This is a genomic window from Chryseobacterium sp. CBo1 (assembly GCF_001693475.1).
Taxonomy (GTDB): domain Bacteria; phylum Bacteroidota; class Bacteroidia; order Flavobacteriales; family Weeksellaceae; genus Chryseobacterium; species Chryseobacterium formosense.
In genome coordinates, this window is record NZ_MAUH01000003.1 from 68568 (window position 1) to 82581 (window position 14014).

Below are 14014 nucleotides of genomic sequence, written 5' to 3' on the forward strand. Positions count from 1 at the left end.
ATTAAAATTTTAAAAGTCTACTAAATTAATATGATAAAAAACAGCAATTTCGTTTTAATGATATTTAAAATTGATTTACACCTAAAAATCAGTGAGTTTCCATCATATAAAATGTTTGAAAATTCTAACAATCGACAGAAACTATCAGCAACAATATATATTTCTTTACAATTATTGACTTACTTTGTATCTTTATAAATAATTTAAAACAGATCCAATGAAAGTTGAACAAATATATACGGGCTGTCTGGCTCAGGGTGCCTATTATATTGTATCAGAAAACGAAGCGGCAATTATAGATCCTTTAAGAGAAGTGAAGCCTTATCTTGATCGTTTAGAGAAAGATAATGTAACCTTAAAATATATTTTTGAAACTCATTTCCATGCAGATTTTGTCTCGGGACATTTGGATTTAAGCAAAAAAACTCACGCTCCGATTGTTTACGGACCGACTGCAAAACCTGAATTTGAAGCCATCATCGCTGAAGACGATCAGATTTTCGAGATTGGAAAAGTAAAAATTAAAGCACTTCACACTCCCGGTCACACCATGGAAAGCACAACTTACCTTCTGATCGACGAAAACGGAGTTGAAACTGCAATTTTCACAGGAGACACTTTATTTTTAGGCGATGTTGGAAGACCGGACCTGGCTCAGAAAGCGGGAAGCGTAACTCAGGAAGACCTTGCCGGAATTCTATACGACAGTTTACATACTAAAATTATGCCTTTGGATGACAGCATTACCGTTTATCCGGCACACGGAGCGGGTTCAGCTTGCGGAAAAAATATGCAGAAAGAGACTGTTGATATCCTTGGAAACCAAAAAAGAACCAATTACGCTCTAAATCAACCGGATAAAGAATCTTTCGTAAAAGAAGTTCTTGATGGTTTAACAGCTCCACCGAAATATTTCGGGATGAATGTTGCCATGAACAAAGGCGGCTACGAAAGTCTTGATGATGTCATGAATAAAGGTTTAAACCCTGTTTCGGTAGAAGATTTTGAGAGTTTTGCTGAAGAAACCGGAGCTTTGATTTTAGATACAAGAAGCCCTGTAGAATTTCACAAAGGTTTTGTTCCGAATTCAATTAACATCGGATTGAAAGGAGATTTTGCACCATGGGTAGGAACTTTAATTGTTGACGTAAAACATCCTTTATTACTGATTTCTGACGAAGGAACTGAAGAGGAAGTCATTACAAGATTAAGCAGAGTGGGTTTTGATAATGTTTTAGGATATTTAAAAGGTGGATTTGATACCTGGAAAAACTCCAGTAAAGAAACTGACGAAATAAAAAGAATTTCTCCTTCTGAATTTGCTGAAGCCTTTAATGAAAATTCAAAAGTGATTGATGTAAGAAAAATCTCAGAATATTCTGCAGAACATATTAACAATGCCTACAGCAGACCTTTAGACACAATCAGTGACTGGGTTTCCACGATTGATGATTCTGAGCATTTCTTTCTACATTGCGCAGGAGGCTACCGAAGCATGATTGCAGCAAGCATCCTTAACTCGCACGGAATCAGAAACTTTACTGAAATAGAAGGTGGCTTTAACGGAATTAAAAAAACGGAAAAATTTCCGGTTTCAGATTTTGTTTGTCAGACAAAAACTCTGTAAAATGAAACTGAAAATATTTTACTTTTTGATTTTTTCTTTTCTTATATTTTCCTGCAAAACTCAAAATACGGCTATAAGTACAAACGAAAATATTATTGAAATTGTAAAAAGCCCGGATGTAACTTTGGTTGATGTAAGAATTCCGGAACAGTTTGCAGAAGCAACGGCTGAAAATGCCATCAATATTCCGTTAGCGGAAATAGAAAACAGAAGCAGCGAATTAAAAGGCAAGAAAGTTGTTGTATTTTGCAACAAGGGAATTCAGGCTGACCAAGCTGTAGAAATTCTTAAGAAAAACGGCGTGGAAGTTTATGACGGAACGAGCCTTCAAAATGTAAAAGCCATTCAGAATCTAAAAAATTAATTACAATGTCACAAAAATTTCAGGAACTCATCAATTCGGAAAGACCGGTACTGATTGATTTTTTCGCAACCTGGTGTCAACCTTGCAAAGTGCAGTCATCTGTTTTAACAACAGTGAAAGAAAATATAGGTGAAGGCGCAAGAATTGTGAAAATAGATGTTGATCAGTATCCCGCAATCGCTTCTCAATATGGAGTGCGAGGAGTTCCGACTTTAGCGGTTTTCAAAAACGGAGAATTGTTGTATAAAGAAAGCGGTGTACATGATGTGAATACATTGATTCAACTTTTGGAAAAGTATATTTAATGTTGAGACTAAGAATTACCTTAAATTTAAAAAATAATTTTACTCCCACAGATTTCACGGATTCACACAGATCTTTATTCTCATTCATCTGTGAAAATCTGTGTAATCTGTGGGATTTTCCAGCCTCAATCTCAACCTAAATTTTAATTTCAAAATTATCCCGATCGTTCAAAAACTGAAAATGTTCTCTGAAATCTTTCAGTTCATTAATATCTAACTCTGCGGTAACAAGGTTTCCATTTTTCTCGGCAATTTCTTTTCCATCAGCAAAAAAACAGTGTGAACTTTCCTGATACAAAAGATTATTACCATCGGTTCCGACTCGGTTTAAACCAAAAACAAAAGAAAGATTCTCAATCGCTCTTGCTTTCAATAAATGCTCCCAAGCTCCCACCCTTTTTTCAGGCCAGTTTGCCACATATAAAATGGCATCGTAATCATCATTATTTCTTACAAAAACAGGAAATCTCAGGTCATAGCAAACCTGCAGCATAAAACGGATTCCTAAATACTCAACAATGACTCTGTGTTTTCCTGGAGTGTAGACTTTATCTTCCCCAGAAAACGAAAATAAGTGTCTTTTATCGTAATAAACAACTTCAGAATCTGGTTTTACAAAATACATTCTGTTGTAAAATTTGCCATCTACCTCAACCGGAGCACTTCCGCAAAAAGCTGCATTTTTTTCTTTTGAAATCTTTTTTAAAAATTCCAGAGATTCTTCATTTTTATCTGAAACTTCAGCAGCATCCATGCAAAATCCTGTCGAAAACATTTCAGGCAGAAGAAAAAGATCGGCAGTTTCATTTTCCAGTTGCTGGGTAATCAATTCGAAATTTTTTGCCTTATCTCTCCAAACGATGTCAAAATTTAATCCTGTAATTTTCATATTCTCTATTCAATGTTTTATAAAATTACGCCTTTTAATTGACTTCGGTTTTATTTTTGCTGCGGATATTTTTTAGTAAACATTTAAAATTAAAATTTATGAAGAAATTGGTTTTGATGTTGATGCTTTCTATGGGAGCAGCAGTCAGCGCACAAGCCTACATAGGGAAAGGTGATCAGAAAGTAAATTTAGGACTTAATGCATGGGGATATGGAACGGGAATCACGGCAACTTATGACTATGGTTTAAATCAACTTATTTCCATCGGAGCCGGAGGAAATGCGTATTTCGACAATTACAGAGACAACGATAAAGACAACAGGGTTTTTATTTTCGGGCGAGTAAACTTTCATCTAAGAGAAGCTTTAGAATTGCCGGAGCAATTGGATATTTATCCGGGAGTTGATTTGGGTGTTTTAGGAAGAGATTTCGGAATCGGAGCGCACATTGGTGCAAGGTATTTCTTCACAGATAAATTCGGGGTTTTTGCAGAGGTTGGAAACAACGGAAGCTTAGGTGTTTCTTTTAATTTCTAAAATCTGCCACAATATATGACAAAGCTTCTCATTTCGAGGAGCTTTTTTATTTGGCATCCTTTTGATAATTGTTACCTTTGCAAATTAAAATCTAAAAACAATTAATGGAATTAGCAATCAAGATCTTTCAATTCATATTGAGCATCTCCATTTTAGTAATTCTTCACGAGCTTGGTCATTTTTTACCCGCAAAGTGGTTTAAAACCAAAGTAGAAAAATTTTATCTTTTCTTCGACCCGTGGTTTTCTGTAGTTAAAAAGAAAATCGGTGAAACGGAATATGGCATCGGATGGCTTCCTTTCGGAGGTTACGTGAAAATCGCCGGAATGGTTGACGAAAGCATGGACACCGAACAGCTAAAGCAACCGGCTCAACCTTGGGAATTCAGAGCAAAACCGGCTTGGCAAAGACTAATCATCATGATGGGTGGAGTTACAGTAAACTTTTTCCTTGCGTGGATCATTTACGGATGCCTTTCGTTTTTTAACGGAGAAACTGTTTTCGACAGTACTAAAGTAAATGCACCCATGAATTACACTCATGTTGCAAAAGCAATGGGTTTTCAGGATGGCGATAAAATTTTAAAAGTTGACGGAAAAGTTCAGAATAATCTTGATAAACTTTCATTAGACATATTATTAAGTGACGATATTACTGTTTTGAGAAACGGTAAAGAAGTTACTTTCCCAACAAATGACGACGGAAAAGCTTTAGCATTTAAAGATCAAAACCCGAAAGCATTCCTTACACCAAGATATCCTGCTGTAATTGATTCTATATACAATGCTAAAACAGCTGCTGCAGGTTTAAAAGTTGGCGATCAGGTAATTTCTGCAAACGGAAAGAAAATTGCCTATTACGACGAATTTCAGGAAGTAGTAAGAAATAATGCAGGAAAAGACCTTAACATTGAGGTTTCAAGAGCTGGAGCAGTTCAGCCACTGGTTTTACAGGTTTCAAAAGAAGGAACTTTAGGTCTGGCTTCTTACAAACAGCTGACAAAATATGCTGAAACCAAACATTTCACTTTTGCTCAATCGATCGGAAGAGGATTTACAAGAAGTATCGAAAGTTTGACGTATCAGGTTAAGCAATTTAAACTGATTTTCAATTCAAAAGTACAGGGATATAAAAAAGTAGGTGGTCCGTTGGCAATTATTAAAAATATGCCTGTTGATAAAGCGAAAGATGGAAGTGTATCAATTGACTGGACGTTGTTCTGGAGTTTTACCGCTATGTTCTCGGTTTGGTTGGCATTTTTGAACCTGATTCCGATTCCCGGATTGGATGGAGGTCACGTTATTTTCACATTATATGAAATGATTGTTGGTAAACCGGTTCCTCAAAAAGTTTTAGAAAACGCCCAGATGGTTGGAGTTATCTTCCTGTTAGGCTTGATGTTACTGATTTTTGGAGCAGACATTTTCAAAATCATTACGAATAAATTTTAATTTTTTTGAAAATTTTAATTAAAAAATTTGTTTGGTTTAAATATCCGTCCTATATTTGCACCACTTAAAAACAAGGACATTCCTCCTTAGCTCAGTTGGTTAGAGCATCTGACTGTTAATCAGAGGGTCGCTGGTTCGAGCCCAGCAGGAGGAGCAAAAAGACTTACAGAAATGTAGGTCTTTTTTTGTTTTAATTCGTTTCACTTTTAAGAATTTTAAAATTATTCTTTTTTAAATAGAAAAAAACAATACTTTCCAACTTATTATTAATTAAAATTTTATTCAATTTTTGCACAGAAAGGGATAAAAGCCGATGGATATTGGTATTTCAGTGCACTAATAAAATATTTAAATTTATATCGGTGATTATGAACAAATTATGTACATTTGATATGCTAAGATCTTTTATATAGATCATATAAAAGCTATTCAGTAAGTTGACAAAACTTGAATATCATACTACTAACCATAAAACCCAAATCCGATGAAAACGAAATTATTTTTTCTATTGTGCATTCTTTTTCTTTTTAGCTGTAAAAAAAATGACAGTTCAAAAACAGCAGCCCAGCCAGAGTATGAATTGAAGCTTCCGTCTGCAACAGCCATCTCATTTCCGTACACCGATTCTACAAATTTCGACAATTTTAAAGAAGAAAATATACTGGATTCTTCTCAGGTTAATTTCTTAACACTAAAAGAAATAAATCATCAGGCTCAAAAATTTTATTTAAAGTATAAAATACCTTTTTCTCAAGCTTTTGAATCTTATGTGGTCAGTTATCAAGATGGAGAACATGAGCTTTTTACAACGCTGATAAACTACGATAAAAAATATAACATTGTCGATAAAATTGATCTTTCCTATGATGAAACAGCAGAATCACAGTTTAGAAAATCATCTACAATTTGGAAAGACAGTATAAAAATCGAAGACATAAGCTACACTGAAGATCAGCCAAAAATTGAATCAATTGTTTACAAAATATCTGATGACGGAAAAATAATTAAGAAATAACACTTTAAAAACAAATATCATGAAAACAAAAATTTTACATTTGACAGCATTATGCTTCATCCTATTTTCTTGCAAAAAAAATGACAACGAAGAAAAGATAACAACTGACAACACACCAAAAATTGAAGTTGAAACCAACAAAGAGTTATCTTTTTATAGTGATTCAATTTTCACTAACATCAAACCTAATGTTCTGGATAAAGTTGGGGATGCTATTTTTGTAAGCGCCATCAATCCTTCAGACACATTGCAAATAAAAGAAGAAATATCAAAGAGAGATTCAATTTTATTAAAAGATGTTTCATTCGGAGGCTGCTGTATGCATTCTGATGCTTATTCGAAAATATACATTCCGGAAGATGATAAGTACGTATATTTCAGCATTAAAGGAAAAGATCTAAAGTTTAATTTAATTTCTGGTGCATCGCCATATTATGGAGATAGCTTTGATAAAAATACAACAGCAATATATAAAGATCAAAATGCAAATCGTTATTTGATCTGTACTTTTAATACGGATAAGATTAATCTACAATATATTGAGAATGATAAATCCCATTTTGCCCAACTTTACCCTTTAGCCGGAACAGATTAAAAAAGATTTGAAATTTAAATATCAACCAAAACAAAAGACTTATAGCAATATGAGTCTTTTTATTTGTCTGATTTCTCACAATGACATATTTCTTGCAATTTTAAATTACTGAAAAATAATCTGATAAGCACTAATGACCGATTACAACAAGAAAAAATTTGCTTGATATTATTTTTCATCCTATATTTGCACCACTTAAAACAAGCAAATTCCTCCTTAGCTCAGTTGGTTAGAGCATCTGACTGTTAATCAGAGGGTCGCTGGTTCGAGCCCAGCAGGAGGAGCAAACCGTAGTCAATCGATTACGGTTTTTTTATGTACTACATCTACATTTTATTTTCAGAGTCAGCAGGCAAATATTACATCGGTTATACACAATTTCCGGCTGAAAGGCTTTTGAAACATAACCAGCAAGAAGACTTTAATACTTTCACCCGAAAATTTCGTCCGTGGAAAATAGTTGCTCTTTTCGAAGCCTCGAGCGACAAAACAACTGCAATAACTCTCGAACGATATATTAAAAAACAAAAATCCAGAAAGTTTTTGGAGAAGTTATGTGATGAAAATCAACAACTAAGTGAAATTTTAGCTCAGTTGGTTAGAGTCCCGATACTTCGGGATTAATCAGAGGGGTCTTCCGCAATTGCTGAACCAGCAGGAGGAGCAAAAAAAGACTTACAGAAATGTAGGTCTTTTTTATTTTTAAATCTATCCAAAATCATTATTACTTTTATAAAACAATCGTTGTATTGGCGCAATATTCATAAGCTTATTTTCGTTACCTTTGCAGTTTTGTGAATGATTGTTAATTTTTATAAAAATATTTTATGTTTTCAACAAATCAGCACACTTTTTGTTTAAGCTAAATGCTCGAAGAAACGAATGATGCCAACCAACTTTTTAAAATACTGTTTCCTATATATTTCTCTCCTTATTACAGGACTCTTACAAGCACAAACTACAGTTTCCGGAAAAATTATTGACGAAAAAACCAATAAGGAAATCAGTGGTGTTGAAATTTTCATTAATGAAAGCCAAAAATCAGCGCTTACAACAACAAGCGGCAATTTTACCGTTCAATCTGATTCTATCATTTATAAATTAAAATTTTCAAGGAAAAGCTATGCATTTGAAACTGTAGATATTTCCACTGACAATGCCAATAATTTAATTATAAAACTTTCTCAGGAAAAAGTAAGCAGCATTGAAGAAGTAGTGATTCATAACGAGAAAACGAAATACAAGAGTAAAAAAGAAAACCCTGCTTACCGAATCATGCAGGAAGTATGGAAGCGCAAGCGAAACAACGGCTTGGAAAAGTTCAATACTTACACTTATAAAGAATACGAAAAGATTCAGTTTGACGCCAACAATCTCGACAGCACCTTTATGAATCGCAAAATCTTTAATAAGCTAGATTTTATTTTTGATTACGCAGATTCTACAGCCAGCGGGAAAATGGCACTTCCTGTATTTCTCAACGAATCCATTTATCAGAATTTTGGAGAAAACAAACCAAATAAAAAGAATAAGAGGCTTTTAGTTGCACAAAAAACATCGGGATTTCAAGACAATCAGGTCATTACTCTTACTGCTAAAAACCTTTATCGTGACATCAATATTTACGATAACACCTTAAATTATTTCGATATCGGATTTCCAAGTCCTGTCGGAACCGATGGTTTCAGCACGTATGATTATAATTTAGTGGATACTATTTCGGTGAACGGAGAAAATGCCTACAAAATAAGGTATCAACCAAGAAGAACTGAGGTTTTGGCATTTCAGGGTTATCTTTATATCGACACCGATTCTTATGCGGTTTTAGGAGCTACTTTAAAATCTACAAATAAGATCAATGTTAATTTCATCAACGCAATTTCAACCGAATTGGAATATGACAATCCGGATGACGAAACTTTTCTTCCAAAAAAATTCGTTACAGAAATTGAGATGACGCCGTTTTCAAAAAAGAAAAGTGCAAAAAGCATCATTGCCAAACGATCTGTAGATTATTCTGAGTATGATTTTAATAAACCTTTGGCAGATTCTGTTTTCACCAGAAGAAAAGAAGAATATGATGATCGGTTTGTAGACAAAGATGAAGCATTCTGGGCAACTGCAAGACCTGATTCACTTTCAAAACAGGAACAGGGTGTATACGAAATGCTTGATAAACTGCAGCACACTCCAAAATTCAACAGGATCGTAAAATTGACTGAAACTTTAGCTTCAAGATACTATAATGTGACCAAAGGAATCGATTTGGGCCCCATCACCTCAATTTACGGTAAAAATGAAGTAGAAGGCGATAGAATAAGATTGGGAGCAAGAACCTATTTCACGCAAAATGATCCTTGGAGAGTTGAGTTTTATAACGCTTATGGCTTTAAAGATAAACAATTCAAATACGGCGTTGAAGGACGTTATATGTTTAACAGAGTTAACCGTTTTATGATCGGTGGGGGAACGAAAAGAGACATTACTCAGCTTGGAGTACAACTGACGACAGAAGACGGAATTTTATCTCGTTCATTTGCTTCTTCAACCGTTTTTGCAAGAGGAGAAAATGCATCTTTAAGTTCGGTAAACCAAACCAGTTTCTTCACCTCTATTGAACCCTGGAAAAACTTTCAGGTAAGAGTAGACGGAACATTGCAAAGCATTAAATCGGCTAATCCTGATGGGTTTAATCTTATGTATTACAGAAACGGTGACTTAAGAAAAACAACAAACGACTCCAGAGTAACAATCAGTTTCATTGCAAGACCAGGAGCGAAGTTTTCACAAACCGGAGTTGACCGATACGAGCACGGAACTTTAGCACCAACGATTGTTTTAAAATATACGAGAGGTATTGAAGGCCTGTTTAATGCAGATTTTAATTATAATAAACTGCAGTTCATGTTTTACAAACCTATTCTTTTAGGAAGTTGGGGCAAAACTTTATTTAGTTTTGAGGCAGGAAAAAACTTTGATACGGTTCCTTTGGCTTTACAGAATATCATACCCGGAAACCAATCTTACGGAATCGTTCCCAATACTTTTGCCCAGCTGAATTATTATGAATTTGTTGCCGACACATACTCAACAATGCATATTGAGCATCATTTTAATGGCAAAATCCTGTCTTTCATTCCTTTAATCAAGAAATTGAAATTGAGAGAAGTTGCCTTTATCAGAGGGGCTTACGGATCTTTAAGCGATGCTTCGAAAAATATCAATGTAGATAATCTGAAGTATTCTGCACCTGATCAGCAGATCTATTACGAATATGGTTTTGGTATCGAAAATATTGGTTTCGGAAATATCAGAATTTTCAGGGTAGATTTCAACTGGAGAGGAAATTATTTAGACCGACCGGATGCTTCGAAGTTTGGAATTAAAGCAGGTTTCCAGTTTGGATTTTAATTCTTTTGACAATGTATTTCTTTAATGAACCAGCAAAGCCTTTTATGTCATTTACATATTATGATATTGCTTTCCTTATTTTAATAGTATAATCAACATTTATATATTTCGAAACAGAAAAAGCATTAAGATAAATCACTTTACAAAAACATCTACATTCTTACTCTTCTTTATATTAATCCCTTATCTATCAAACACAATTGAAACCAGAAACATTTATAAAAAATTTACAATAGTTGATGGCTTTAATCTTTGGTATCTAATATTTAAATATCCAGTCTGGTGGTCAATTGGCGTTTTAGAAATATTATTTCTATCTAAGCTGCAAGAAAAGAAATCTAAAAACTCATAAAGCATAAAAAATCCTCAACAAAAATGCTGAGGATTTTATTTTTATAAAACGCTTTTTAATTATGCGTTTGGTTCAATAGATACGTAAGATCTGTTGTTTGCTTTCTTTCTGAAAACTACTTTACCGTCAACAAGAGCGTGCAAAGTGTGATCTTTACCCATACCAACATTTTCACCTGGGTGATGTTGAGTACCTCTTTGTCTGATAATAATGTTACCAGCAATAGCGTCTTGTCCACCGAAAATTTTCACGCCTAATCTTTTAGAGTGAGATTCTCTACCGTTTTTGGAACTACCAACTCCTTTCTTGTGTGCCATTTTATTCTAAGGTTTTTTGGTTTAAATTATTCTGCGCTTTCTGCTGCTTCAGCATCAGCTTTTTTAGTTGTTTTCTTAGCTGGTTTTTCAGCTTTCTTACCATCAAATCCTGTAATACCAGTGATCTTGATCTGAGTAAGAGATTGTCTGTGACCGTTTTTCACTTCGTAACCTTTTCTTCTTTTCTTTTTGAAAACGATTACTTTATCAGCTTTTACATGGTCTAAGATCTCTGCCTCTACAGTGATTCCGTTTACAGCTGGGGCGCCTACAGTGATTGCTCCGTTTACAGTAAGTAAGATTTTATCGAAAGATACTTTCCCTCCTTTATCTCCTTTCAAACGGTTCACAAACAACTTCTGGTCTTGCTCAACTTTATATTGAAGCCCTGCTATTTCTACAATTGCAAACATTGTCTATAAATTTTTAGTTAATTCGAGGTGCAAATGTAATGATTTTTTAGTCACTAACAATATGATTTTGAGAATTTTTCTATTTTTTCTTTTAAAACGATTCAAGATAAGTATTTCTATATTATAATTTTTGTTTTTTACCTTTTAAAGTTTGAATAAATCAACTGAAATTAAATCGCTCTTGTTTTATTTGTACTTTTGGAAAATTATTCCACAATTAGATGAACAGAGATCTCTACATTGATTTTGCTAAAGGATTAGCAACCCTTTCCATTATTTTTATCCATACCGCATTTTGGTCGGGACAATTTTATATTATTCCTGAGCTGAGAGTATTTTCATTGGTTTTTGATGTTGCGCTGTTTTATGCCTTAAGCGGAATCACTTCAGGTTCCAATATTGAAAAAACGTTTTACAGATTACTGAAACTACAGATTACCTACATGATTTTTGTAACGTTGCTGTTCTTTTTAGATTATTTCTTTAAAATTTTTGGCCTCACTTTTTTCTCACTCGAATGGCTGCAGAATTTCTACTCTACTTTCGGTTCGAAATATGCGGCAACAAGTATTTCTACCGCTCCACAATGGCAAAATCTGGGAAATTGGTATTTGCATGAATATACCAATGCAGACACTTTTCCGGTGGTGATGGGAAGTTTCTGGTATCTTAAAGTTTATTTTATTTTAACGGTTTTCGGAGTTTTAATTTTAAGATTTTTCCCAAAACACATCAATTGGTTTATCGCAATCTGCATTGCCCTAACTTTATTATTCAACATTTTCCCGGAAATATATCCGAACGGACAAGTCGGTTATGTAGCATTTTATATGACTGTATTTCTGGTTGCCAATAAAATGAAAGGAAAAACAATTCCGACAAAAATAATTCCTGTACTTTACGGATTGGTCGCTGCTGCACTGATCTGGATGTTCTGGTATTTTGGAAATGATATATTCTTTAAAATCAATAAGCAAAAATTCCCGCCGAAAATACCTTATATTATTTGGTCTTTATTTTCTTTGACAACCTTATTTGTGTTATATAATAGATTAAAAATTACAAAAGAAAATTTCATTACTCACATCGGTAAAAATGCTATTTTTTTCTACTTCGGGCAGGGAATCAGCTCGTCACTGGTTTATTTCTTGGTTGTTCCTTTAAAAGAAAATATGCCGTGGTGGATTTTAATGGTTTTAATTTATATAGTGAATGTAATTTTAGCCTTCATTATCGCAACAGGTTTAAAGAAATTTGATGCATTCGGCTGGAAAATTTTGGAATTTTTAAGATTAAAAACCGCTTCGAAGTAATTTTGAAACTTTTAATGTAAAATATTAAACATTTGTGTTCTTGGCTGAGTGAAACGCCTTTGCGAACTTAAAAAATATGCGTAGAGTATTCCAAAAAACCTTGCGACCTTTGCGTTAAAATAACAAAAACATTGAGCGTGAAAATAAAAACGCTCAATCTTATTACAAATTATTTTAATTTTACAGAAATTTTTTAAGTCATGTTTAAGCTGAAGCTTCCCACCGATCCGAGATGGGCAAATATTGCAGAAGGAAATCTACAGGAAATTTTAACCGATCATGCCTGGTGCGAGCAAAAAGCAGCAACCAATGCGATCGGACTGATCACGATGCTTCCGGAATATCCGGAAATTGTAACGGAACTTTTGGCGATTGCTCAGGAAGAACTGGAGCATTTTAATCAGGTTCATCAGATTATTATTAAAAGAGGCTACACTTTTGGGCGAACCCGAAAAGATGATTATGTGAACGAATTGGTAAATTTCATACAGAAAGGAGGAAACAGAGACACATTAATTATAGACAAAATGCTTTTTGCTGCAATGATTGAAGCCAGAAGCTGTGAAAGATTTAAAGTTTTAACAGAAAATATTAAAGACGAAGAATTAAAAACATTCTATAAAGAACTGATGATTTCTGAAGCCAATCATTACACCACTTTTATCGGATTTGCAAGACAACTCGGCGACGCAGAACAGGTAAATAAAAGATGGGAAGAGTGGCTGGAATATGAAGCAAAAATCATTCAGTCTTACGGAAATAAAGAATCAATACACGGATAAACATTTGAAAAAACCGACTTTTGAAAGCATGACCAACGCATTCCTGAAAAACTTTTTTCAGGGATTGATTATTATTGGTCCGATCGGACTGACAATTTTCGTGATCTGGTCGGTCATTACTTCCATTGATAATATTATTCCGTCGGTAGCAAGAGAAATTCCGGGGTTGGTTTTTTTATCAACTTTATTGCTAACAGCTTTATTGGGCTATTTAGGAAACAAGTTTGTAGTCGGCAGATTTTTTGTGGATGCGGTTGACAGACTTTTAGAAAAAACACCGGGCATCAAACATATCTATTCGCCAACAAAAGATGTGATGTCTTCATTCGTCGGAGACAAGAAAAAATTCAGTGATCCGGTTTGGGTAAAAACCAACGAAAATCCTGAAATCTGGAGAATCGGTTTTTTAACCCAAAAAGAAATGGCAGATGTTGAAAAACACAATTATGTGGCAGTTTATCTTCCGCATTCGTATGCAATTTCCGGCTGGGTAATTATTACAGAAGAAAAGAATATAAAACCTGTGGTCGGAATGACTGCTGCTTCGGCAATGAAATTTGCAGTAAGCGGTGGCGTTGCAGGTTTTCATTCGGATGAAAATATATTTAAAGCTCCTGAATAAAGTTCTTTTTTATTTCTTTAAA

General features: G+C 34.2%; 14 protein-coding genes, 2 tRNA genes and 1 pseudogene. 14 read left to right on the plus strand and 3 right to left on the minus strand.

Annotated features, from left to right (window positions below; all coding sequences use genetic code 11):
* The first annotated feature begins 217 nt into the window (after positions 1–217).
* The 3 genes from BA768_RS03580 to BA768_RS03590 are packed head-to-tail and all read left to right on the plus strand — an operon-like array spanning position 218 to position 2296.
* Positions 218–1627 (plus strand): MBL fold metallo-hydrolase, encoded by a 1410-nt coding sequence (locus BA768_RS03580; RefSeq protein WP_065719732.1) that lies wholly within the window; start codon positions 218–220, stop codon positions 1625–1627.
* Position 1628: 1 nt separating this feature from the next.
* On the plus strand, positions 1629–1991 hold the full coding sequence (locus BA768_RS03585; protein WP_065719733.1) for a rhodanese-like domain-containing protein: 363 nt from the start codon (positions 1629–1631) through the stop codon (positions 1989–1991).
* 5 nt (positions 1992–1996) lie between these two features.
* Entirely contained in the window at positions 1997–2296 is a 300-nt protein-coding gene (locus BA768_RS03590; RefSeq protein WP_065719734.1) for a thioredoxin family protein, read from the plus strand.
* A 136-nt stretch (positions 2297–2432) separates the two neighbouring features.
* Here the strand turns inward: BA768_RS03590 and BA768_RS03595 are convergent, their stop codons facing one another.
* Positions 2433–3185 (minus strand): nitrilase-related carbon-nitrogen hydrolase, encoded by a 753-nt coding sequence (locus tag BA768_RS03595; protein ID WP_065719735.1) that lies wholly within the window; start codon positions 3183–3185, stop codon positions 2433–2435.
* A gap of 98 nt (positions 3186–3283) precedes the next feature.
* On the opposite strand from BA768_RS03595, the gene BA768_RS03600 reads away from it, so the two are divergent.
* The 8 genes from BA768_RS03600 (at position 3284) to BA768_RS03635 (ending at position 10193) form a co-directional block, all read left to right on the plus strand.
* Positions 3284–3721: a DUF6646 family protein gene (locus BA768_RS03600; RefSeq protein WP_065719736.1), complete on the plus strand. Its 438-nt coding sequence runs from the start codon at positions 3284–3286 to the stop codon at positions 3719–3721.
* Between the two features lie 104 nt (positions 3722–3825).
* On the plus strand, positions 3826–5172 hold the full coding sequence (gene rseP / locus BA768_RS03605; RefSeq protein WP_065719737.1) for an RIP metalloprotease RseP: 1347 nt from the start codon (positions 3826–3828) through the stop codon (positions 5170–5172).
* Positions 5173–5252: 80 nt separating this feature from the next.
* Positions 5253–5326 (plus strand) — tRNA-Asn (locus tag BA768_RS03610).
* A 330-nt stretch (positions 5327–5656) separates the two neighbouring features.
* Positions 5657–6187 (plus strand): hypothetical protein, encoded by a 531-nt coding sequence (locus BA768_RS03615; RefSeq protein WP_123947059.1) that lies wholly within the window; start codon positions 5657–5659, stop codon positions 6185–6187.
* 19 nt (positions 6188–6206) lie between these two features.
* A complete protein-coding gene (locus BA768_RS03620) occupies positions 6207–6782 on the plus strand; it encodes a hypothetical protein (protein WP_065719739.1) in 576 nt (191 codons plus the stop codon).
* A 210-nt stretch (positions 6783–6992) separates the two neighbouring features.
* Positions 6993–7066 (plus strand) — tRNA-Asn (locus BA768_RS03625).
* Between the two features lie 31 nt (positions 7067–7097).
* Positions 7098–7406 carry a GIY-YIG nuclease family protein gene (locus BA768_RS03630; protein ID WP_065719740.1) on the plus strand — a complete coding sequence of 103 codons (309 nt, stop codon included), beginning with the start codon at positions 7098–7100 and terminating at the stop codon, positions 7404–7406.
* A 258-nt stretch (positions 7407–7664) separates the two neighbouring features.
* Positions 7665–10193, plus strand: coding sequence for a DUF5686 family protein (locus BA768_RS03635; RefSeq protein WP_228388279.1), 2529 nt, complete (start codon positions 7665–7667; stop codon positions 10191–10193).
* Between the two features lie 411 nt (positions 10194–10604).
* Here the strand turns inward: BA768_RS03635 and rpmA are convergent, their stop codons facing one another.
* Together rpmA and rplU are read right to left on the minus strand one after the other, a co-directional pair.
* A complete protein-coding gene (gene rpmA, locus BA768_RS03640) occupies positions 10605–10862 on the minus strand; it encodes a 50S ribosomal protein L27 (protein ID WP_034677604.1) in 258 nt (85 codons plus the stop codon).
* Positions 10863–10915: 53 nt separating this feature from the next.
* Positions 10916–11275: pseudogene (gene rplU, locus BA768_RS03645) on the minus strand (50S ribosomal protein L21); the annotation flags it as partial.
* Between the two features lie 221 nt (positions 11276–11496).
* On the opposite strand from rplU, the gene BA768_RS03650 reads away from it, so the two are divergent.
* The 3 genes from BA768_RS03650 (at position 11497) to BA768_RS03660 (ending at position 13992) form a co-directional block, all read left to right on the plus strand.
* Entirely contained in the window at positions 11497–12588 is a 1092-nt protein-coding gene (locus BA768_RS03650) for an acyltransferase family protein (RefSeq protein WP_065719742.1), read from the plus strand.
* 200 nt (positions 12589–12788) lie between these two features.
* A complete protein-coding gene (locus tag BA768_RS03655; RefSeq protein ID WP_034677600.1) occupies positions 12789–13370 on the plus strand; it encodes a tRNA-(ms[2]io[6]A)-hydroxylase in 582 nt (193 codons plus the stop codon).
* A gap of 28 nt (positions 13371–13398) precedes the next feature.
* Positions 13399–13992, plus strand: a complete 594-nt coding sequence (locus tag BA768_RS03660) for a DUF502 domain-containing protein (protein ID WP_177225359.1) — start codon at positions 13399–13401, stop codon at positions 13990–13992.
* Positions 13993–14014: the final 22 nt, after the last annotated feature.